20 protein-coding genes are annotated in these 20,280 nt (G+C 69.7%); 13 read left to right on the top strand and 7 right to left on the bottom strand.

Going from position 1 to position 20,280, the window contains the following annotated elements; all coding sequences use genetic code 11:
* Nucleotides 1–40: 40 nt before the first annotated feature.
* Together IEY88_RS31365 and IEY88_RS31360 are read right to left on the bottom strand one after the other, a co-directional pair.
* Entirely contained in the window at nt 41–715 is a 675-nt protein-coding gene (locus tag IEY88_RS31365; RefSeq protein WP_229693951.1) for a class I SAM-dependent methyltransferase, read from the bottom strand.
* 58 nt (nt 716–773) lie between these two features.
* Nucleotides 774–1,730 carry a hypothetical protein gene (locus IEY88_RS31360; protein ID WP_189158496.1) on the bottom strand — a complete coding sequence of 319 codons (957 nt, stop codon included), beginning with the start codon at nt 1,728–1,730 and terminating at the stop codon, nt 774–776.
* Between the two features lie 125 nt (nt 1,731–1,855).
* Here IEY88_RS31360 and IEY88_RS31355 point away from each other — a divergent pair, with 125 nt between their 5' ends.
* The 7 genes from IEY88_RS31355 (at nt 1,856) to IEY88_RS31325 (ending at nt 9,486) form a co-directional block, all read left to right on the top strand.
* Entirely contained in the window at nt 1,856–2,989 is a 1,134-nt protein-coding gene (locus IEY88_RS31355; RefSeq protein ID WP_189158495.1) for an ROK family transcriptional regulator, read from the top strand.
* A 101-nt stretch (nt 2,990–3,090) separates the two neighbouring features.
* Nucleotides 3,091–3,528, top strand: a complete 438-nt coding sequence (locus tag IEY88_RS31350) for a MarR family winged helix-turn-helix transcriptional regulator (protein WP_229693956.1) — start codon at nt 3,091–3,093, stop codon at nt 3,526–3,528.
* Between the two features lie 119 nt (nt 3,529–3,647).
* Nucleotides 3,648–5,861 (top strand): xanthine dehydrogenase family protein molybdopterin-binding subunit, encoded by a 2,214-nt coding sequence (locus tag IEY88_RS31345; protein WP_189158493.1) that lies wholly within the window; start codon nt 3,648–3,650, stop codon nt 5,859–5,861.
* A 13-nt stretch (nt 5,862–5,874) separates the two neighbouring features.
* Entirely contained in the window at nt 5,875–6,333 is a 459-nt protein-coding gene (locus tag IEY88_RS31340) for a (2Fe-2S)-binding protein (RefSeq protein ID WP_308426024.1), read from the top strand.
* A 31-nt stretch (nt 6,334–6,364) separates the two neighbouring features.
* Complete coding sequence (locus IEY88_RS31335; RefSeq protein ID WP_189158492.1) at nt 6,365–7,606, top strand: SLC13 family permease; 1,242 nt, start codon at nt 6,365–6,367, stop codon at nt 7,604–7,606.
* Between the two features lie 63 nt (nt 7,607–7,669).
* Nucleotides 7,670–8,656, top strand: coding sequence for a glycoside hydrolase family 113 protein (locus IEY88_RS31330; protein WP_189158491.1), 987 nt, complete (start codon nt 7,670–7,672; stop codon nt 8,654–8,656).
* Nucleotides 8,657–8,700: 44 nt separating this feature from the next.
* Nucleotides 8,701–9,486 carry a TIGR02452 family protein gene (locus IEY88_RS31325; RefSeq protein WP_189158490.1) on the top strand — a complete coding sequence of 262 codons (786 nt, stop codon included), beginning with the start codon at nt 8,701–8,703 and terminating at the stop codon, nt 9,484–9,486.
* Here the strand turns inward: IEY88_RS31325 and IEY88_RS31320 are convergent.
* Both IEY88_RS31320 and IEY88_RS31315 read right to left on the bottom strand, forming a co-directional pair.
* Nucleotides 9,467–10,234 (bottom strand): hypothetical protein, encoded by a 768-nt coding sequence (locus IEY88_RS31320; RefSeq protein WP_189158489.1) that lies wholly within the window; start codon nt 10,232–10,234, stop codon nt 9,467–9,469. The two genes, IEY88_RS31325 and IEY88_RS31320, sit on opposite strands and share 20 nt — an antisense overlap.
* The gene (locus tag IEY88_RS31315) at nt 10,224–10,739 is read right to left on the bottom strand and encodes a SigE family RNA polymerase sigma factor (protein WP_229693950.1); all 516 of its coding nucleotides are present in this window, start codon (nt 10,737–10,739) and stop codon (nt 10,224–10,226) included. Before IEY88_RS31315 ends, IEY88_RS31320 begins: the two co-directional genes overlap by 11 nt.
* Before the next feature lie 142 nt (nt 10,740–10,881).
* On the opposite strand from IEY88_RS31315, the gene IEY88_RS31310 reads away from it, so the two are divergent.
* The 5 genes from IEY88_RS31310 (at nt 10,882) to IEY88_RS31290 (ending at nt 15,256) form a co-directional block, all read left to right on the top strand.
* Complete coding sequence (locus tag IEY88_RS31310; protein ID WP_189158487.1) at nt 10,882–11,394, top strand: ribbon-helix-helix protein, CopG family; 513 nt, start codon at nt 10,882–10,884, stop codon at nt 11,392–11,394.
* A gap of 68 nt (nt 11,395–11,462) precedes the next feature.
* Complete coding sequence (locus tag IEY88_RS31305; protein WP_189158486.1) at nt 11,463–12,305, top strand: DUF4097 family beta strand repeat-containing protein; 843 nt, start codon at nt 11,463–11,465, stop codon at nt 12,303–12,305.
* 10 nt (nt 12,306–12,315) lie between these two features.
* Nucleotides 12,316–13,266, top strand: coding sequence for an ATP-binding cassette domain-containing protein (locus IEY88_RS31300; protein ID WP_189158485.1), 951 nt, complete (start codon nt 12,316–12,318; stop codon nt 13,264–13,266).
* Nucleotides 13,263–14,045 carry an ABC transporter permease gene (locus IEY88_RS31295; RefSeq protein WP_189158484.1) on the top strand — a complete coding sequence of 261 codons (783 nt, stop codon included), beginning with the start codon at nt 13,263–13,265 and terminating at the stop codon, nt 14,043–14,045. The genes IEY88_RS31300 and IEY88_RS31295 overlap by 4 nt, the downstream gene beginning before the upstream one ends.
* Nucleotides 14,046–14,059: 14 nt before the next feature.
* A complete protein-coding gene (locus IEY88_RS31290) occupies nt 14,060–15,256 on the top strand; it encodes a cytochrome P450 (RefSeq protein WP_229693949.1) in 1,197 nt (398 codons plus the stop codon).
* 3 nt (nt 15,257–15,259) lie between these two features.
* On the opposite strand, the gene IEY88_RS31285 is transcribed toward IEY88_RS31290, so the two are convergent.
* The 3 genes from IEY88_RS31285 to IEY88_RS31275 form a co-directional block, all read right to left on the bottom strand.
* Entirely contained in the window at nt 15,260–15,961 is a 702-nt protein-coding gene (locus tag IEY88_RS31285) for an SDR family oxidoreductase (RefSeq protein WP_189158483.1), read from the bottom strand.
* 51 nt (nt 15,962–16,012) lie between these two features.
* Nucleotides 16,013–17,848 (bottom strand): hypothetical protein, encoded by a 1,836-nt coding sequence (locus IEY88_RS31280; RefSeq protein WP_189158482.1) that lies wholly within the window; start codon nt 17,846–17,848, stop codon nt 16,013–16,015.
* Between the two features lie 72 nt (nt 17,849–17,920).
* Complete coding sequence (locus IEY88_RS31275) at nt 17,921–18,925, bottom strand: fatty acid desaturase family protein (RefSeq protein ID WP_189158481.1); 1,005 nt, start codon at nt 18,923–18,925, stop codon at nt 17,921–17,923.
* 206 nt (nt 18,926–19,131) lie between these two features.
* Between IEY88_RS31275 and IEY88_RS31270 the strand changes: the two genes are divergently transcribed.
* Nucleotides 19,132–20,280, top strand: coding sequence for a 4-hydroxybenzoate 3-monooxygenase (locus IEY88_RS31270; RefSeq protein ID WP_229693948.1), 1,149 nt, complete (start codon nt 19,132–19,134; stop codon nt 20,278–20,280).

The raw sequence follows: 20,280 nt of genomic DNA, 5'->3' as shown, positions 1-20,280 counted from the left end.
CGACACCCGACTTTTCCGCCTGCCGAACGTCGGCGTCCGGTCACTGCACTCGACGCGTGAACAGGGCCGTCCAGAGGAACGACTTCCCGAACCGCGGCGAGTCCGGCGGCTCCTCCGTCATCCGGCGCAACTCCACCTCGGTGAGGTCCTGGAAGATCCACCGCAGCTCGTCCGGGGTGTAGCCGACGCCGCCCGCGAGCCCGGTCCGGTACAGCTCCGCGTCCGGGACGGAGGTGCCCTCCTCGTCGGTGAAGCAGGTGAGCCCGAAGTGGCCGCCGGGGGCCAGCGCGCGGTCGAGCAGCGCGAGGTAGCCGACGCGGCGGTGCGGTGGCAGGTGGTGGAAGCAGCCCGAGTCGTAGATCAGGTCGTACGAGCCCTCGGTCTCGAACGCGTCGCCGTGCCGGAAGCGGATGTCGAGGCCTTCGGCGCGTTCGACGGCCCACCTGATCGCGGTCGCCGAGAGGTCCACCGCGTCGACCTGGAACCCGTTGCGCGCCAGGAAGAGCGCGTTGCGGCCGGGACCGCAGCCGACGTCCAGTGCGCGGCCCGGCGGCAGCAGGCCGCGTTCCACGAGGCTGACCAGGTTCTCGTCCGGCTTGGCCACGAAGAACGGGACCTCGTGCGAGCGGTCGGCGTAGAAGCGGTCCCACCAGTCGCCCTCGGGCGACGCGGACAACCCGTCCAGCAGAGTCATGACGTCATCGATCGTGCGCACGGTCCGTTGCACTCAAACCCCCAGGTAGATGCCCTGCCAGTCTACCTGGGGGAGTGGGTTACAGGCCGCCTTCGCTCAGGCGTTTGCGGTAGCCGCGAGCGCCTTCGGAGCCGACGTTCTCGTGGAAGTCGATGCCGCCCGGGTTGGTCTGCACGTGGTAGTAGCAGGCACCCCACAGGCTGGACGCGACCGAGTCGTCGAAGTGGATGAGGCTGCCGTACTTGTAGCCCTTGTTGTAGGGCGTGACGCGGGTCGTCCGCATCGAGTACTCGGTGGCGATCACCGGCTTGCCGGGCCACTTGGACGCGCACCGCGACAGGGTTTCCGAGTACGTGAGCTCGTTCCAGCCGCCCTGCGCGGCGAAGTTGCCGTCGTCGGCGTTGCTGTAGAAGTGGACGCCCACGAAGTCGCACTTCTTGATGGCGTTGACGAAGTTCGGGTTGGCGTACCAGGTGTCCGGGTTCGTGGTCTTGTTCGGTGACAGCGCGGTGCCGCAGATCTTGGCTCCGGGGAACGTCTCCCGGATGCGGTCGATCGTCACGCTCAGGTTGTAGCCGTACGCCCACGGGTCGGCGACGCGGATGTTCGGTTCGTTGCCGAGCTCGATGATGCACTTGTCGGCGCCCGAGCGGATCCTCTTGAACTCGAAGAAGCGCGAGTCGCGGATCTCGGCGACGGCCTGGTTCGGGTCGATCATCTTGTCCGTGTCGCCGGTGACGGTGCGGACGATGAGGAAGTTCGTCGCGCCCGCCGCGGTCCAGATGTGGTCGGGGAAGTTCTGCCACGGCCCGGAGCCGGGCATGCCCCAGCCCGTCACGACCTTCGCGAGGTCGGCGCCCTGGTTGTTGATCGCGTCGATCCACGTCTGGTAGCCGTCGGTGAGCAACGGGCCGTGCGCGCGGTAGTGCGGCGCGGCCGACGCCTGGCCCGGCAACGACGCCATGCCCGCCGCCGCGACCGCGCCTGCCGCCAGCTTGCCGATCGCACGGCGGCTGTACTGCCTCTCGCCGGACATCGCCGGTCTCCCTTCGTCGAGAACGACGCCAGACAACAGCGGCCGGGTATGAGGTCAGGTATGTGATCGGTATGTGAAGCGGTGAACCTGGCCCCCGGTAACGGCTCGTCACTACTTTGACGGGCATGACAGGGGCCGTGACCGGGGCGCACGTGCGGGACACCAATCTGCAGGCCGTGTACCGGGCGATCCGCCGGCGGCACCCGGTCACCCGTGCGCAGCTCTCGCGGGACCTCGGCATGTCCAAGCCGACCGCGAACAGGGCGATCGACGCGCTGCTCGCGGCCGGGCTCGTCGAGGAGGTGCCCCGGCCACCGGACGCGGCGGGGTACGACGCGGTGTACTTCGGACCGCGGGCGCGGGCGGCCACGGTGCTGGCGCTCGACCTCGGCAGCCGGTACCTGCGCGGCATGATCGCCGACCTCGACGGCGAGGTGCTCGCCCGGCTCGACCAGCCGGTGGCGAGCAACGAGCCGGCCCACGTGCTGGAGGTGGCGCTGCGGGTGAGGGACGCGCTCGTCGACACGGCGGGGTCGCTGCCCGAGGTCGCCACGATCGGCATCGGTGGCGTGATCGACCCGCGCACCGGGATCGTCCACGACGCCAACCAGCACGCGCTGGAGGGGTTCGCCGCCAGGGCCGAGCTCACCGCCGCACTGGCCCTGCCGGTGATCGTGGAGAACGACGTCAACCTCGCCGCGGTCGGCGAGGGCTGGCGGGGTGCCGGTGCGGACGTCCGCGACTTCGCGTTCCTGTCGGTCGGCAGCGGTGTCGGTGCCGGGCTGGTGCTCGGCGGCGGTCTGCACCGCGGTGTGAACGGGGCCGCGGGTGAGATCGACCAGGTGCCACCCGGCCAGCGGTTCCGGACCGACAGCCCGGCCGCGGACGCGTTCCTCGCGCACGTCTGGCAGCACTCCGAATTCGCCACCTGCGAGGACGTCATGGCCGCCGCTCGGGTGCGGGACGACCGCGCGCTGCGACTCGTCGCCTGGGAGGCCGAACGGATCGCCGAGCACGCCGCCAGGATCGTGTCGGTCGTGGACGTCTCGTTGATCGTGCTGGGAGGTGGCATCGGCTTGAACGGTGATCTGCTCGCCGAGCCTGTGCGCACCTTCCTGGCCGCGCTGTCGCCCTACCAGCCTCCCGCCGTGGAGACCTCACGGCTGGGCGAGGCCGCCATCCTCACCGGCGCCGTCGCCACCGGCCTCGGCGCCGTGCTCACGAACCTGGTCACCGCCAGGGTCTCCGCCGCTCACTGACGGTCGCTGCGTCGAAGGGGGCGGCAACCCGGTGGAGCCACAATCACAACCATCGTTGTACAACCGTGGTTGGCAATGCCAGGATTCGCCCCGTGGACCTGATGGACATCGACCTCGGGACGCTCGCGTACCTCGCGGGCCGCTCCGCGAACGACGCGATCCTCAAGCAGCTGCACGAGATGGGGCACAAGGGCGTGCGGATGTCGCACGGCTACGTGATCCAGCAGCTCGTCGACGGCGAGCCGAAGGTGGGGGAGCTGGGCGAGTTGCTCGGCGTCACCCAGCAGGCCGCGTCGAAGCAGTTGCTGGAGCTGGAAAGCCTCGGTTACGTGACGCGGGTGCCGGACCGCGTGGACGGACGGATCAGGCGTGCGCAGCTGACCAGCCGTGGCAGGCGGCTGGTCGAGGACAGCCGCCGGCTCCGGCGAGAGCTCGACGTGCACGGCAACGACGAGGTCAAACGCGCGTTGGTCAGCGTCCTGGTCGCGACCGGCGGTGCCGAGCCGGTGCTGAAACACCGGCTCGCGCCGAGCGACTAGGGCAGCAGGTACGGCGGACAAGTCTCATCAACGGCGCAGGTGCGGCGGTGCGCTGGTCGGTCGTGCACCCATTCGGCTGACGGTCGTACCCCTGTCGACCAGATGTCGTTGACGAGTACATGACCTGTGACAACGAAGTCCCGGTCCCCGTGGCCGGGACCCCGGTTCGTCGTCGGCAGTTCCTCACGTTCCTCGTGGCCGCGCCGGTGCTCACCGTCGCGGTTCCCGGTACGGCCGAGGCCGTCATCCCGACGCTGCCGCAACCGGCCGAGATCCTCGACCTCGGCGATGTTCTGATCCTGGCCGGCACTCCGACCGCGGGCGCGCTCGCCGTGCTCAGCGTCGGTGAGGACGGTGTCGTCACCCTCGACCTGCCCCGCGCCGAGGTCGGTCAGGGCATCACGACGGCCTGCGCGATGCTCGTCGCGGAGGAGCTGGACCTGCCGCTCGGCCAGGTCCGCGTCACGCTCGCGGACGCGCGGCCGGAGTTGCTGATGAACCAGCTCACGGGCGGCTCCAACACGATGCGGTCGGTGTACGGCCCGGTCCGTCAGGCGGCGGCGGCCGCACGGGCCCGGCTGCTCGCGGCGGCGGCGGAGCGGCACGGTGTGGCGGTCGACCGGCTGTCCACAAAAGACGGTGCGGTGATCCTGCCGGACGGGCGGCCAGTCCTGTACGGACTGTTGACGTCGGCCGCGGCCCAGCTCACCGGAGTGTTTGCCGCACAACCGAAACCGTCCTCAGAGCATCGGTTGATCGGCACCCCGCAGTCGCGCATCGACGCCCGCGCGATGGTCACCGGGCAGTTCAAGTACACCCTCGACCACGACGTCCCCGGTGCGATGCCGACGGTCGTGCGCCGGCCGCCGACGATCAACGGCTCGGTGAGGTCCGTCGACTCGACGGCCGCGAAGGCGATGCCCGGTGTGCTCGCGATCGGCGTCGTGCCGACGGGGGTCGCGGTCGTCGCGGAGACGTTCGGGCAGGCCATGGCCGCGCGGGACGCGTTGAAGGTCACCTGGAACGCCGGCACGATCGACTCGTTGTCGGACAAGGAGATCCGGGCCAAGTTGAAGGCGGCCACGCTGCCGTTCGTGGTGCCGCCGCTGCTGACCCAGCACGTGGACATGGAGTTCGAGTTCGCGTTCGTCAGCCACGCGCCGATGGAGACGAACTCGGCGATCGCGGACGTCCGGGACGACCGGGCCGAGATCTGGGCCGGGCTGAAGTCACCGATCGTGGCGCGGCAGACCATCGCGGCGGCAATCGGGCTGCCCGAGTCCGCGGTGAGCGTGCACGTGACGCAGGGCGGTGGTTCGTTCGGGCGCAGGCTCTTCTTCGACGCCGCGATCGAGGCCGCGCAGATCTCGAAGGCGTTGCGGCGCCCGGTGAAGCTCATGTGGGACCGCAAGGACGACATGCGGCACGGCCGGGCGCGCGCCGCCAGCCACCACAAGCTGCGGGCGACGTTCGCGCTCGGCAACGTGCTGACGTTCGAGCACCGGGTGGCGTCCGTCGAGACCGACTTCCGGCACGGCCTCGGCGAGATCCTCACCGCCACGGCCGCGTCACTGCCGGTCGCGGGCAACCTCTCGTTCGCGCAGACGGTGTTCCTCACGACGTGCAAGGTGCCGTACAACTTCGGCGTGGTGACCTCGCTGCTCAACGAGGTGCCCCTGCGCATGCACACCGGCTCGTGGCGGTCCGTGTACTCGGCGAACACCCGTGGCGCGGAGGAGGTCCTGGTCGACCAGCTCGCGAAGAAGATGGGCAAGGACCCGGTCGCGTTCCGCCGCGAGTACCTGAAGACCGCCCGCCAGCGCGCCGTGCTCAACAAGGTCGTGGAGGAGGGCCGGTGGGGCCGCGCGATGCCCAAGGGCTTCGCGCAGGGCATCGGTTTCCACGACGAGTACAAGTCGTGCACGGCCTGCCTGGTCGAGATCGACGCGCGCGACCCGAAGAACCCCCGCGTGGTCAAGGCGACGATCGCGGTCGACGTCGGCCGCCCGATCAACCCGCGCGGCCTCGAGGCGCAGATGCTCGGCGGCCTGACCGACGCCATCTCCACCACGTTGCGCGCCGGTCTGCACATCGACAGGGGCCTGCCGCTCGAGGGGTCGTACTCGCAGTTCCACTACGCCCGCCAGAAGGACGCGCCGCTCGACGTGAAGATCCACGTGATGCCGGCCACCGGCGAACCGGGAGGAGCGGGCGAACTGGGCGTGCCGGCCGCGGTCGGCGCGATCGCCAACGCCTACGCGCGGGCCACCGGTGTGGTGCCGACCAGCTTCCCGATCATCTTCCCGGTCGACTGCGAGCCGTTCCCGCGCTGAAGGAGCGTCAGCTGTGCCTACCTACACCATGATCGTCAACGGGAAGCCGGTCACCGTCGAGGCTCCCGCCGACATGGCCCTGCTCTGGGTGCTGCGCGACAAGCTCGGTGTGCGCGGCCCGAAGTTCGGCTGCGGCATCGGTGTCTGCCGCGCCTGCACGTCCTACCTGAACGGCGCGGAGATCCAGCCGTGCGTCACGCCGGTCGCGGAGTGCTCCGGCCAGGAGGTGACCACGATCGAGGGCCTGGCGTCCGGTGACGACCTGCACCCGGTCCAGGAGGCCTGGCTGGAGCAGGACGTCGCGCAGTGCGGTTACTGCCAGCCGGGCCAGATCATGGCCGCGGCGGCGTTGCTCCGGACGAAGAAGGAGATTTCGGACGAGGACATCGACCGGATCGCGAACGTGTGCCGGTGCGGTACCTACTTCCGCATCAGGCAGGCCATAAAGTCGGCGGCGGCCAAGATGAGGTAGAGCCGGAGCACCGCCGGCGCAGGAGGATCCCGTGCTGGCGCTGTCCGTCGTGCTGCTGGTCGCCGTGCTCGTCTGCGCGGTCGTCCGGCCGTGGGGCTGGCCCGAGGCGGCGGTGGCGGTCCCGGCGGCCGTCGTCGTCGTGCTGGTAGGGGCGTTGCCGCTCGGCCACGTCGTGGACGAGGCGGTGCGGCTGGGGCCCGTGATCGGGTTCCTGGCCGCGATCCTCGTGCTGGCCAAGCTCTGCGACGACGACGGGCTCTTCCGCGCGTGCGGCACCTGGATGGCGCGGGCGTCCGGTGGCAGACCGCGGACGTTGCTGGGCGGGGTGTTCGTCACGGCCTCGGTGACGACGGCGGTGCTGAGTCTCGATGCGACGGTCGTGCTGCTGACGCCGGTGGTGTTCGCGACGGCCGCGCAGCTCGGGATGCGGCCCAAGCCGCACGTCTACGCGTGCACCCACCTGTCCAACAGCGCGTCCCTGCTGCTGCCGGTGTCGAACCTGACGAACCTGCTCGCGTTCGCGTCGAGCGGGCTGAGCTTCACGCGGTTCGCGGCGCTGATGGCGTTGCCGTGGGTCGTGGCGATCGGCGTGGAGTACCTGGTGTTCCGGCGGTTCTTCCGCACGGACCTCGACGCGCCCGTGCACGCGCCCGTGGAGCAACCGCCGCAGGACCTGCCGATGTTCGCGCTGGCCACCGTCGGGCTGACGCTCGTCGGGTTCGTCGTCGCGTCCGCCACCGGCATCGACCCGGCGTGGGCGGCCTGCGCGGGTGCGGTCGCGATGGCCGTGCGGGCGCTCGTCCGGCGCCGCACGTCGCTGGTCGAGGTCGTGCGGGCGGCGTCGCTGCCGTTCCTCGCCTTCGTGCTGGGCCTCGGCATCGTGGTGCGGGCGGTGGTCGACAACGGACTGGACGACGTGCTGAGGCTCGCGATCCCGGACGGCACCGGCCTGCTGGCGCTGCTCGGGGTGGCCGCGGTCGCCGCCGTGCTCGCCAACGTGATCAACAACCTGCCCGCGGTGCTCGTGCTGCTGCCGCTGGTCGCGCCGATGGGACCGGGTGTGGTGCTCGCGGTGCTGCTGGGCGTGAACCTCGGCCCGAACCTCACCTACGCGGGCTCGCTCGCGACGTTGCTGTGGCGGCGGATCGTGCACGACCACGGCACCGAGGTGAACCTGCCGGAGTTCACGAAGCTCGGCCTGCTCGCCGTGCCCGCCACCCTGGTCGGCGCCGTCGTGGCTCTGTGGGCGTCCCTGCGGCTGATCGGAGGGTGACCACAGCGGTGGTCGTAGCGGCAAACTTGCGTGCACGCACTTTTTGGACCTAGTCTCGGTGGCATGCGCGCCAAAGGCATCGCGTACGACACCGGTTTCGTGCGCCACGGAGAGATCTCACTCGAGAAGTTCGACCTCGACGAGGTCCGGCGGGACCTGACCGTCATCAGGGACGACCTGCGCTGCAACGCAGTCCACCTCGTCGGCGGTGATCCGGAACGCCTTGAGCAGGCCGCCGGGATCGCTGCCGGGCTGGGGCTGGAGGTCTGGTTCTCGCCGTACCCGCTGGAACTGACGCCGCCCGAGATCCTCGGCCTGTTCACCGACTGCGCGCGCCGCGCCGAACGCATCCGGCTCGGAGGTGCCGAGGTCGTGTTCGTGGCGGGCGTCGAGCTCAGCGTCATGAACTCCGGCTTCCTGCCCGGCGACGACGTGGCGCAGCGCGTGGGCCTGCTGCTGGGCGACCCCGAACGGATGCGGGAGGCCGGCGCGAAGCTCAACGGGTTCCTCGCCGAGGCTGTAGGCGTTGTGCGGCAACACTTCCACGGCAAGCTGACCTACGCGTGCATCCCGTTCGAGAACCCGGACTGGGACCTGTTCGACGTCAAGTCGTTCGAGCTGATCCGGTCCGCCGAGGTCGCCGGTGTGTACGCCGAGAGCATCAGGAACGTGGTGGCGCAAGGGAAGCCGGTCGCGATCACGGGCTTCGGCACGGCGGCCTGGCGCGGTTCGGGGGCCGTCGCGCCGCGCAGCATGGAGATCGTCGAGCACGACGAGTCGGGGCTGCCGGTCCGCGTGAAGGACGGCTACGTCCGTGACGAGGAGGAGCAGGCCACGTACCTGCGGGAGGTGCTGGAGACCTTCGAGGCCGAGGGGGTCGACGCGGCGTTCGTGTACATGTTCGCGCTGGCCAACTATCCGCACCGGCCCGGCGATCCGAGCCGTGACCTCGACATGGCCGCTCCCGGCATTGTGAAGGTCTACGACGATGGCACTTGGGAGCCCAAGGTCGCGTTCGGTGCCGTCGCCGAGGTCTACGAGCGGATTTAACCGCTTGGCGCGCACGACGGCTCCAAGCCAGAATCGTGGGCACCATGAGCGCAAGGTTGCGAGCGATCGCCCACGACACCGTCGCCATCGCGGAGCGCGGCTCCTACTCCACCCCGGCGGGCGAGGTCACCATCGCCGTCGCCCCCGCCGTCGAGGGGACCCGCCTGCACCTGCCGGACGAGGTGCTGTCGCTGCCCCCGGAGACCGGCGGCGTCCGCATCGACGTCACCAACGAGTCCACTTTGGACGCCACGCGCCGCCTCGGTGGTGACGTCGCGGCGCTGAACTTCGCCTCCGCGCGCAACGCCGGTGGTGGGTTCCTCAGCGGCGCGCAGGCCCAGGAGGAGAGCATCGCCCGCGGCTCGGCGATCTACCCCTGCCTGCGCGCCGCCGGTGAGTTCTACTCCTACCACCGCGCGCACGAGGACCTCGTCTACAGCGACCGCGTGATCTACTCGCCGCGCGTGCCGGTGTTCAAGGACGACAAGGGAACTCTCCTCCCGCAGCCGTACGAGGTCTCGTTCCTCACGGCCGCGGCGCCGAACCGGTCCGCGATCCTGCGCAACCAGCCCGAACGAGCCGACGCCGTCCCGCTCGCGTTGCTGCGGCGGGCCATCCGCGTGCTGCACGTCGCCGCGTCGCACGGCCACCGCCGGCTCGTGCTGGGTGCGTGGGGGTGCGGCGTGTTCGGCAACGACCCGGCCACCGTCGCGCAGGTCTTCGGGCTCGCGCTGCGGGACAACCGCTACTTCGAGCACGTCGTCTTCGCGGTGCTGGACCGCCAGACGGGCACGCCGACGTTCACCGCGTTCAACGAGGCTCTTCGGTGAACCCCGCGGGGATCTGGGTCCTGAGCTGGGCCAGGTTCTCCGGTGTCGGCGGCAACCACGTGACGTCGAACGCCCTCGCCCCGTCCTGCTCCCACACCCAGCGCACCGGCAGGTACGTGGAGGCGTCCACCCACATCCGCAGACCGGGTTCGGCCTTGGCCGCCGCGACGGTCAGCCGCACGGTGTCCTTCCCGCCGATCACCTCGGGCCCGTCCACGGTGACGGTGCCTGCGGCGATCGCCTTCTGGATCCGTTCGGGCGTCCAGACCTCGTCGGCCGGTGACTCGCCGGGCCGCGAGCGGAACGTGCGGGTGCGGTGGTCGGCGAAGACGTCACCGGCGGCCGAGCGGCTCAGGTCCACGACCGTCCTGCCGTCCACGGAGACCCGGTACCGGAACGCGCTGCCGTCGGCGGCGTGCCACCGTTCGCTCAGCCCGCGCTGACCCGGTTCGAGGTACTTGTCGCCCTGCACCTCGGCCTGTTCGTGGATCACCATTCCCCGCACGCCTTCGAGTGCGGTGCTCACGCGTTCCGAGGCGACCGTCACCGGCACGGGCTGGGGCGCGGGCAGCAGCACCACGGCAGCGGCCGCGGCGGCGACCAGCGGAAGCGCGAGCCACGGCCACCGCCGGCGGGACCGCCCGCGCCGCACCGAGGCGAGCAGCGCGGCCGAGTCGGCGGTCACCCCGGCGACCTCGGCGTGCAGCACCGCGCGCACGTCGTCGAGCAGTTCGTTGTCAGACACCATGAGCGTTCTCCGTGATCTGTTCTCCGAGCAACTCGCGCAGCCGTGCGACGGCTCGGCTCGTGTGCGCCTTGACGGTCCCTTCCGACGTGCGCAGCGCGTCCGCCGTCTCCGCCACGGACATGCCGGCGAAGTAGCGCAACACCACCGCCTCGCGCTGCCGTGGCGGCAACCTGGCCAAGGCCCGGCGCAGCGCGTCGCGGTCGACCACGGTGTCGGCGGGATCGCGTCCCGCGGACACCTGGTGGGCGTTCGTGAACTCCTGCTCCGACACCCGTCTGCGGGACCGGCGCCACCGGTCGCGGGCCAGGTTGACCAGCACCTGGCGGGTGAACGCCTCCGGTGCCGTGTGGACCGACTTCCAGCGCGTGGCCAGACGCATCAGCGCCGTCTGCAGGATGTCCTCGGCGTGGCCGACGTCCCCCACGAGCAGCACGGCCGTGCGTAGCAGCGCGGTCGAACGGTCCAGCACGAACCGGTCGAAGTCTGCGCTCAGTTCTCGTTGCACGATCAGGTAGACGACGAACTCCAGCCTTCGGTTTACCTGAGAGTCGTACCGATTTAGGCCTCTGACCTGCAGTGAGCCAAAGTGATGCCACTTTGAGCCAGAAATGCTTGCTGGTGGTGCCACCGTGTGCCATAGTGATGCCATGGATCTGACCCCGTATGTGGCTTCCCTCGGTCGCGAGCTGCTGACCGCCGTCGAGACCGGCGGCGACGAAGCGAGTGCGCTGGTCGAGCGGTTGACCGTGACGATGGAGTCGGCGATCCGGCTGGCACTGCTCGAAGCGTTGTCCGCCGCCGCCGACGAGATCACCGCGGACCTGGCACCGGACTCGGTGCAGGTACTGCTGCGGGGCCGTGACCCGAAGTTCGTCGTGACACGCCGGGCACCCGAGCCGGCCGCGGTCGCGCCGGAGCCCACTCCCGCCGAGGACGTGACGGCCGGCTTCGACGACGGCACCACCGTGCGCATCAACGTCCGCCTGCCCGAACCGCTCAAGGCGGCGATCGACGAGGCCGCAGCCAAGGAGGGCCGCTCGGTCAACGCGTGGCTCGTGCGTGCCGCGTCCGCCCAGCTGAGCCCGAAGCGCGAAACCATCGAGGAATCGATCGCCAACAGCCTCACGGGCTCGCAGCGTCTCATCGGCTGGGTCCGCTAACACCCGTCCGGCATCACATCGCCCCGACCTGCGGGGATGTTCCACCGACACCTTCTGAGGGGACAGCCATGCCTTCTTACGACACGCCGGATCCGATTTCCGTACTGCTCGACGTCTACGCGGGCCACGTCCAGATCGTCGCGACCGACCGCACCACCACCGCGGTCGACCTGCGGCCCTCGGACTCGTCCGACTCCTCGGACGTCGAGGCCGCGCAGAAGACCAGGGTCGACTACGCCGACGGCACGCTGATCGTGCGCGGGCCGAAGCGGACGTTCGACTTCTCCAAGAAGACCAGGTCGGTCGACATCGTGATCGAGCTGCCCACCGGGTCCAAAGTGGACGTCGACGTGACGGCGGGCAGCATCCGCACCACCGGGGTGCTCGGCGAGACCGAGGCCGACCTGTCCGCGGGCAACATCCACCTCGACCGCACCGGCCGGCTGAAGGCCGACACCGGCGCCGGGCAGGTCAAGATCGGCACGGTCACGGGCAACGCCGAGGTCAAGACCGGCAGCGGGCACATCCGCGTCGGCAGGGTCGACGGCGCGCTGGTTGTCAAGAACTCCAACGGCCACATCGACGTCGGCACGGTCGAGGGCGAGCTGCGGGCCCGTTCGGCCAACGGCGACATCAACGTCGAACGCGCCGGGGCACTGGTGGAGGCCAGGACCGCGATGGGCTCCATCGAGGTCGCCGAGGTCGTCAGCGACACCGTCACGCTGAACACCGCCATGGGCGGCATCGAGGTCGGGATCGCCCAGGGCACCGCCGCGTGGATCGACGCCAAGACCTCGTTCGGCCGCGTCAGCAACACGCTCGACGTGAGCGACGGCCCCGGCAACTCCGCGCAGACCGTCAAGGTCACCGCCCACACGTCCTTCGGCGACATCTCCGTTCGCCGCAGCTGAGGGGAAATCCATGAACGCGATCAAGGCAACCGGCCTGCGCCGCTCGTACGGCGACAACGAGGTGCTCAAAGGCGTCGACCTGAACGTCCAGCGCGGCACCGTCTTCTCGTTGCTCGGCGCGAACGGCGCCGGCAAGACCACCACCGTGAAGATCCTGTCCACGCTGATCCGGGCGGACGGCGGCAGCGCGTCCGTCGCCGGTCACGACGTGGCGGGCGACCCCGACGCCGTCCGCGCCGCGATCGGTGTCACCGGCCAGTTCTCCGCCGTCGACAACCTGATGACGGGCCGCGAGAACCTGAAGCTCATGGCCGACCTGCACCACCTCGGCAAGGCCGACGGCAGGCGCAAGGTCGAGCAGTTGCTGGAGCAGTTCGACCTGGTGGACGCGGCCGACAAGTCCGCGTCGACCTACTCCGGCGGCATGCGGCGCCGGCTCGACCTCGCGATGACGCTGGTCGGGTCGCCGCAGGTGATCTTCCTGGACGAGCCGACCACCGGACTCGACCCGCGCAGCCGCCGCACCATGTGGCAGATCGTGCGGGAGCTGGTGGCGAGCGGCGTCACGATCTTCCTGACGACCCAGTACCTCGAGGAGGCCGACGAGCTCGCCGACCGGATCGCGGTGCTGGACCACGGGAGGATCGTCGCCGAGGGCACCGCGGACGAGCTCAAGCGCCGCATGCCCGGTGGTCACGTCCTGTTGCAGTTCACCGAGCTGCGCGACCTGGAGTCCGCCACGCGGATCATCGGCGAGGCCTCGCGCGACGGTGACGCGCTCGCCCTGCGGGTGCCGAGCGACGGCAGCGTCCGCTCGCTCAAGGCACTGCTCGACCGGCTCGACGAGAACGCCGTCGCCGTCGAGTCGCTCAGCACGCACACGCCCGACCTCGACGACGTCTTCCTCGCCCTCACCGGCAACCCCGAGAAGGCGACCCAGAAGGAAGTGACCCTGTCATGACGTACGCACTGACCGACTCGGCGACGATGGTGCGCCGCAACCTCAAGCGGATGATCCGCTACCCCTCGCTGACGTTCCAGCTCCTGATCATGCCGGTCGTCTTCCTGCTGCTGTTCGTCTACGTCTTCGGCGGCACCCTCGGCGCCGGCCTGGGCGGCCCGAGCGGCGGCAGAGCCGAGTACCTCAACTACGTGACGCCGACGATCATCCTGATGTCGATCACCGCCGCGGTGCAGGGCACGAGCATCTCCATCGCGATGGACATGACCGAGGGCATCGTCGACCGGTTCCGCACCATGGCGATCGCACGGGTGTCCGTCCTCACCGGACACGTCGTCGGCAGCCTGGTCCAGACCGTCCTCGCCATGTCGGTCGTCTTCGGTGTCGCCGTCGCGATCGGGTTCCGGCCGCAGGCGAGCGCACTCGACTGGCTCGCGCTGGCCGGTCTGCTGGTGGCCATGTCGTTCGCGATGATCTGGCTCTCCGCCGCACTGGGCCTCGCCAGCAAGTCCGTCGAGTCGTCGAGCAACGTCGGCCTGCCGCTGATCTTGCTCCCGTTCTTCGGCAACGGTTTCGTGCCCACCGACTCGATGCCGACCGTGTTGCGCTGGTTCGCCGAATACCAGCCGTTCACCCCGTTCATCGACGCCCTGCGTGGTTTGCTGATGGGCACGTCGATCGGCAACAGCGGCTACATCGCCTTCGCCTGGTGCGCCGTCATCGGGTTCGGCGGCTACCTCTGGTCCAAGAAGCTCTTCAACCGCGAATCAACCCGCTGAAGGAGATATCGATCATGCTGCACGGCTTACCCATGGAACGCGACGTCACGCCGTTCGACCCGCCCGGTGAGATCACCAGGGTACGCGCGACCCGCCCGGTCAGCCCGATGCTCTTCCCCGACGGCCACGAGGGGTGGCTGGTCACCGGGTACGAAGCGGTTCGGCAGGCGTTGGCGGACACCAGGTTCAGCAGCCGGCAGGACCTCGGCATCATCCACGTGCCTTTCCCGACGCCGGGCATGCCGGAGATGACCGAGCCGGTCCCCCAGACCCCTGGCCTGTTCATCAGCATGGACCCGCCGGACCACACCCGGTTGCGCCGCAAGCTCACCGGGGCGTTCACGGTCAAGCGGATGAAGGCTCTCGAAGAGGGCATCGTCGAGATCACCGAGCGGCAGCTGGACGCGCTGGCGAAGCTCACCCCGCCGGTCGACCTCGTCCGGGAGTTCGCGCTTCCGGTGCCGTCACTGGTGATCTGCGAGATCCTCGGCGTGCCGTACGCGGACAGGGACACGTTCCAGCACAACTCCTCCAAGTTCATGGAACGGCAGGTGAACCTGGAGGACAAGATGGCCGCGTACATGGCGATCACCGGCTACCTGGGTGAACTGGTCGTCGCCAAGCGCGCCGAACCGGGCGACGACCTGCTGTCCGACCTGGCCGGGGACGAGGACCTCAGCATCGAGGAACTCGTCGGAATCGCGTTCCTCCTGCTGCTCGCGGGCCACGAGACGACCGCGAACATGCTGGCGCTGGGCACTTTCGCGTTGCTGGAGCACCCGGACCAGCTCGAAGCCCTGCGCGCGAACCCGGAGCTGATCCCCGATGCCGTCGAGGAACTGCTGCGCTACCTGGCCGTCGCCGACATCTTCTTCCGGTACGCCGCGGAGGACGTCGAGTTCTTCGGGGAGACGATCCGCGAGGGTTCGATGGTCGTGTTGTCGCTGCTGGCGGGCAACCACGACCCGGAGCGTTACGAGCACGCCGACTCGCTCGACGTGCACCGCAACGCTCGTGGCCACCTGGCGTTCGGGCACGGCGTGCACCAGTGCCTCGGTCAGCAGCTGGCCCGCATCGAGATGCGCGCCGGGTTCGAGGGACTGCTGCGCCGCTTCCCCTCGCTGGAACTAGCCGTTCCGGCAAGGGAAGTGAAGCTCAGGACCGACATGAACATCTACGGCGTCCACGCCCTGCCCGTCACCTGGGCGTAGTCGTCAGGCGGTGAAACCGCCGTCGACGTTGATGCTGGCACCGGTGACGTACGCACCGGCCTCGCCGGCCAGAGCCGCGACCAGCTCGGCGATCTCCGCCGGATGCCCGTAGCGCCCCAGCGCGGTCAGTCCGCGAATCGTGTCCGACAACGGCCCGTCGGCCGGGTTCATGTCGGTGTCCGTAGGCCCCGGGTTCACCACGTTCGCCGTGATGCCCAACGGACCCAGCTCGCGCGCGAGTCCTTTCGTCATCCCGATCAGCGCGGTCTTGCTCGCCGAGTACAACGCGAAGCCCGGAAACGGCGCGTACACGGCGACATTGCTGCCGATGCTGATGATTCGACCACCGTCGTGCATGTGCCGTGCGGCCGCTCGGGCCGCGAGGAACGGCGCCCGCACGTTCACGGCCATCGTGTGGTCGAACTCTTCACGGCCGAGTTCCTCCAGGGGGCCGACCTGGAAGACCGCGGCGTTGTTCACCAGCACGTCGAGCCGTCCGAAGTGGACCGCGGTCTCCTCGACCGCGGCCACCACGGCGTCCGGGTCGGCGCTGTCGGCCTGGATGGCGAAAACGTTGTCCGGCTTGGTGTTCTGGTACGTGACGGCGACGCGGGCGCCGAGAGCGGTGAGCTTCTCGGCGACCGCGGCACCGATGCCGCGGCTCCCGCCGGTGACGAGAGCCGCTTTTCCCGCAAGTGATCCCATGCCGTCCAGTCTGCTGGAACCGCTCCGGGGATTCTGGCGGGAATCGGACCGTCAGTTGGCGCCTCGGACGTACGCCCAGGCGGTGCGGTTGAGGGAGTCCTCGATCCCGGTGAAACCCTCGTTGGGGTTGAGGACGTCCTCGTGGAAGTCGACGTCGACGTCGTCCGCGGTGCCACCGACGGCGTCCGGGCCCACGCCGAACATGCCCTTCGGGTTGCCGCCCTGGTCCATGATGGCGTCGAGCGCGTTGAACTGGTCCTGGTGCCAGCTGCCCGACATGTGCCCGGCCTCGTGCGCGGTGATGTTGCCGATCGCCCGGCCGATGAACGCGATCCTGTCACTGGCCGGGGTGATGTAGCGGTTCAGCGACGTGCCCGTCTGGGCCGCGGGAGCGCTGAGGATGTCGAGCAGCACCAGTGAGGTCTCCTCCTTGCCGAAGTTGCCCGCGTCGATCGACTGCGCGATGCCGACGGTCTGGATGCCGGCCTCGGCGATCGAGCCGCCGATGACCACCCGGCTGACGTTCTTCTGGCCCCACGGGTCGGCGTGGTCGCGGCTGTTGAGGATCCGCACGGCGAACCGCTTGTTGGTGCCCTTCGCGGCGAGGTCCTTCTCGATGTTCTCGCGCGTGGTCGCGACGACGCCGTCGATCACGGCGTTCTCGTCGGCGGCGGAGAGACCCCAGCCCGGCAGGAACTTCTTCAACGGCGAGAGGTCCTTGTTGCCCGCACTGGGATCGGAGCTGAAGATCCGGGTGTTGACGCGGGCGCCGTCGAAGTCGAGGAAGATCGTCAGCACCTCGGGCCGCTGGTTGAGCTCGGAGCCGGGACGGTAGGCCTCGACCGTGACGTCGTAGCGGCCGTCACCGTTCTCGGCGCCCACGGTGTAGCGGCCGTCCTTCGGGGCCACGAAGTCCGCGACGGCGTTGCCACCGGCGGGCATCGGGGAGTTCTCGGCGTACAGGAAGCTGAAGTCCTGCGACGAACCGAAGACCTCCCGTCCGGCCGGGTCGTGGACGACCACCCTGGTCGCCTTGCCCGCCGCCGACGCGCCGAGCACGTCACCGGCCTTGAGGTCGACGGAGAAGTGGTCCTTGTCGTTGCTGCCGGAAGAGACGGTCAGGTCGTAGTCGCCCTCGGTCAGGACGCGCTTGCCGGTGCCCGGCTTCAGCGGGTCGGCCGGGATGCCACCTGGCCCGGCCGCGGCGACCATGACGTACACGTCCTGACCCGCGGGCAGGAAGACCTGCAGCCTGCTGTCGGTGGTGCCCGCGAGGTTGTCGTGCTGTCCCAGGAGCGACCCGGTCGAGTCGAACGCGGCGAGCAGCGTGTCGAGGTCGCCCGCCGGGGTGTCCGTCGTGACGACGACGTACTTGCCTTCCGAGCCGCCGGTGAGCCGGTAGAAGTCGTGGTCGCCGCTGCCGTCGCCGCCGCTGCCGTACGGGCCGTCCCCGATCGTCCCGCTGGTCCGCACGGACGTGCCGAGGGCGCTCGCGTGCGGGATGGCGTCGTTCATCTCGGCGGACGGCGGCACCACGGGGATCGTGGGATCACCCGCGAGGTCGCCGGTGAGCGTGAGCTTCGGGTTCTTGCCCCTGCCGGTCCCGAACCCGGCCACGTGCTCGGCCTTCGAGGGCGCGTCGTTGGCGCCCTGCCCGGTCTCCTTCTCGGTGTACGCCAACGGCTGGCCGGCGCTCTTCGCGGCCACGCGGGCCTGCTCCCGGTTCTGCTTGCGGGCCTCCCGGCCGCGGTGCACCGCCGCCCAGTCGACCTGTGCCTCCGCGGGCAGGAAAGCGAGCATCGGATCGGGCTGGATCAGCCCTGCCGCGGGCTCGGCCGCCGACTGTCCGCCGGCGACCAGAGCCAGTGCGACACCTGCTGTGAGCACGCCAAATAGCCTTTTGCGCATGTGAACTCCCCAGTTCGGACTCTCGAACCGAGGAAATCAGCGCCGCGCGGGTCAGGCGAGCGTTTTGGCGGACCTCTGTCCAGTTTCGGACAACGAGGTGGCGACCTCGTGCAGGTGCTCCAGCACGTAGCCGTACGAGCGGAACAGCCCGCATTGCGCGTACGAGATCCCGCGCTGCTCGCAGAAGTTCCGGACGATGGACTGCGCGTGCTTCAGGTTCGGCCGCGGCATGCTCGGGAACAGGTGGTGCTCGATCTGGTAGTTCAGCCCGCCGAGCAGGATGTCGGTGAACCAGCCGCCCCGGATGTTGCGGGAGGTCAGCACCTGCTTGCGCAGGAAGTCGAGGGTGTGCCCGGCCGACAGCACCGGCATGCCCTTGTGGTTGGGGGCGAACGAACAGCCCATGTAGAAGCCCCACAGGGCCTGGTGGACCAGGATGAACGTGATCGCGTACACGGGTGAGAGCACCCAGAAGACGATCGCGAGGTACACCACGACGTTCGCGATCATCACGGTCCGCTCGCGGCCGGAGTACTTGATCGAGTGCCAGTGCAGTGCGAAGCCTTCGAGCAGCAGCAACGGGAAGAACAACACCGCCTGACGTGAGGCGATCCACCGCAGCGCGCCGCGCTTGGCGACTCCCTGCCGCTGGGTGAACGCCAGCACCGAGATGTCGACGTCCGGGTCCTCGTCCTCGTGGTTCGGGTTGGCGTGGTGGCGGTTGTGCTTGCCGACCCACCAGTCGTAGCTCACACCGACCAGGCCGCTGTGGACGTAGCCGGTGATCTCGTTCCACCTCCTCGAGGCGAAGATCTGCTTGTGACCGGCGTCGTGCCCGATGAACGCGAGCTGCGTGCTCATCGCGGCCAGGACGACCGCCACCGCGAGCTGCCACCACGAGTCGCCCAGCAGCGCGAACGCCACCCAGGCCGCGGCGTAGACCACGAGGTTCACGCCGATCCGGGTGAAGTAGTAACCGCGCCGCCGGGCAAGCAGGCCAGCCTGCTTGATCTCGGCGGCCAACTGGGCGAAGTCGCTCGCCTGCCGGGATGCCATTTGCGCAGAATGCCTGATCGCGGCGACTAAGTCATGCACGGCCCATGAAGTCGTTACCAACCACACGGGTCGCACCGGCGCCGACACGATGGAGTGGACATGATCATCTTCCTCGGCGAGCCGCTGGTCCCCGCCCTCGTCGTTGCTGTCCAGTGCTGCGGCAAAGGGCCCGGCGCGGGCTCGACCGGCAGAGAGGACCAGGAGGCGTGGTCGACCACACCACCGTGCTCATCGCGGGCGCGGGGCCGGCGGGACTTGTCTTGGGGAACCTGCTGCGGGCGGAGGGGATCGACACCCTCGTCGTCGAGCGGGCGAGCTGGGAGCAGGTGCGGACCAGGGCGAGGGCGGGGTTCCTCGGCCCGAACAGCGCCAGGGTGCTGACCGAGCACGGCCTCGGCGCCGGGATGCTCCACAAAGGACTGGAGCACGGTGTCTGCGCCTTCCGCGGCGAGGACGGGGAGTTCGAGCTCGACTACTCCCGGCTCGGGCGGGGCGAGGTGCACACCGTGTACCCGCAGCAGGACCTCGTCGCGGACCTGGTCGCCGAGTACCTGGACCGCGGTGGCGAGATCCGCTTCGGTGCGACCGTCACCGGCGTCGATCCCGGTACGGCGACGATCCGTTACCGCGACGAGCAGGGGGAGAGCGTCGTCAGCGGCCGGTTCCTGGCGGGCTGCGACGGCAGCGGCGGGGTGACGCGGCAGGCCGTGCCCGGCCGGCGCATCACCCAGGACCACGGCGTGAGCTGGCTCGCCGTGCTCGCCGAGGCACCGCAGAGCATGGCGGCGGTCACCTACGCGATCCACGACGACGGCTTCGCGGGCCACATGGCGCGCAGCCCCGAGGTGACGCGCTACTACCTCCAGGTCCCTCCCGGCGACGACGCGGAGGCGTGGACCGGCGAACGGATCTGGGCGGCGCTCGACACCCGCATGCGCGTCGACGAGTTCGGGCAGCTCAAGCAGGGCCCGATCATCGACCGGCGGATCGTGCGGCTGCGGTCCGACGTCGCCGCGGAGATCCAGCACGACAGGCTGTTCCTCGCGGGCGACGCCGCCGGTCTGATCAGCCCGTCGGCGGCCAAGGGCGCCAACCTGGCGATCATGGAGGCCGAGACCCTCGCCTCCGCCCTGGTCTCCGCGCTGCGCCACGACGACGAACGGCCGCTGGCCGCGTACTCGCGCACCTGCCTGCCCCGCGTCTGGCGGGCGCAGGAGTTCTCCCGCTGGATGATCGACCTCCTGCACACCCAGGACGACGACTTCCACCGCGCTCTGCGTCGCGCCCGGCTGCACAGCCTGCGCGACTGCCACGCCCACCAGAACTTCTTCGCCGAGCACTACGTCGGCATCTGA

Origin of the sequence: Lentzea pudingi (genome assembly GCF_014646255.1) — a bacterium.
GTDB classification, from domain to species: Bacteria; Actinomycetota; Actinomycetes; order Mycobacteriales; family Pseudonocardiaceae; genus Lentzea; species Lentzea pudingi.
The sequence above is the reverse complement of the archived record's forward strand: the minus strand, read 5'-3'. Positions and strand labels throughout refer to the sequence as shown.

What these genes read in the sequence shown, in the direction of transcription:
- IEY88_RS31275 (WP_189158481.1), bottom strand. Translation starts at nt 18,925, where the DNA reads ATGGCATCCCGGCAGGCGAGCGACTTCGCCCAGTTGGCCGCCGAGATC.
- IEY88_RS31330 (WP_189158491.1), top strand. Translation starts at nt 7,670, where the DNA reads ATGCGCGCCAAAGGCATCGCGTACGACACCGGTTTCGTGCGCCACGGA.
- IEY88_RS31305 (WP_189158486.1), top strand. Translation starts at nt 11,463, where the DNA reads ATGCCTTCTTACGACACGCCGGATCCGATTTCCGTACTGCTCGACGTC.
- IEY88_RS31345 (WP_189158493.1), top strand. Translation starts at nt 3,648, where the DNA reads ATGACCTGTGACAACGAAGTCCCGGTCCCCGTGGCCGGGACCCCGGTT.
- IEY88_RS31360 (WP_189158496.1), bottom strand. Translation starts at nt 1,730, where the DNA reads ATGTCCGGCGAGAGGCAGTACAGCCGCCGTGCGATCGGCAAGCTGGCG.
- IEY88_RS31320 (WP_189158489.1), bottom strand. Translation starts at nt 10,234, where the DNA reads ATGGTGTCTGACAACGAACTGCTCGACGACGTGCGCGCGGTGCTGCAC.
- IEY88_RS31285 (WP_189158483.1), bottom strand. Translation starts at nt 15,961, where the DNA reads ATGGGATCACTTGCGGGAAAAGCGGCTCTCGTCACCGGCGGGAGCCGC.
- IEY88_RS31325 (WP_189158490.1), top strand. Translation starts at nt 8,701, where the DNA reads ATGAGCGCAAGGTTGCGAGCGATCGCCCACGACACCGTCGCCATCGCG.
- IEY88_RS31290 (WP_229693949.1), top strand. Translation starts at nt 14,060, where the DNA reads ATGCTGCACGGCTTACCCATGGAACGCGACGTCACGCCGTTCGACCCG.
- IEY88_RS31355 (WP_189158495.1), top strand. Translation starts at nt 1,856, where the DNA reads ATGACAGGGGCCGTGACCGGGGCGCACGTGCGGGACACCAATCTGCAG.
- IEY88_RS31300 (WP_189158485.1), top strand. Translation starts at nt 12,316, where the DNA reads ATGAACGCGATCAAGGCAACCGGCCTGCGCCGCTCGTACGGCGACAAC.
- IEY88_RS31295 (WP_189158484.1), top strand. Translation starts at nt 13,263, where the DNA reads ATGACGTACGCACTGACCGACTCGGCGACGATGGTGCGCCGCAACCTC.
- IEY88_RS31310 (WP_189158487.1), top strand. Translation starts at nt 10,882, where the DNA reads ATGGATCTGACCCCGTATGTGGCTTCCCTCGGTCGCGAGCTGCTGACC.
- IEY88_RS31350 (WP_229693956.1), top strand. Translation starts at nt 3,091, where the DNA reads ATGGACATCGACCTCGGGACGCTCGCGTACCTCGCGGGCCGCTCCGCG.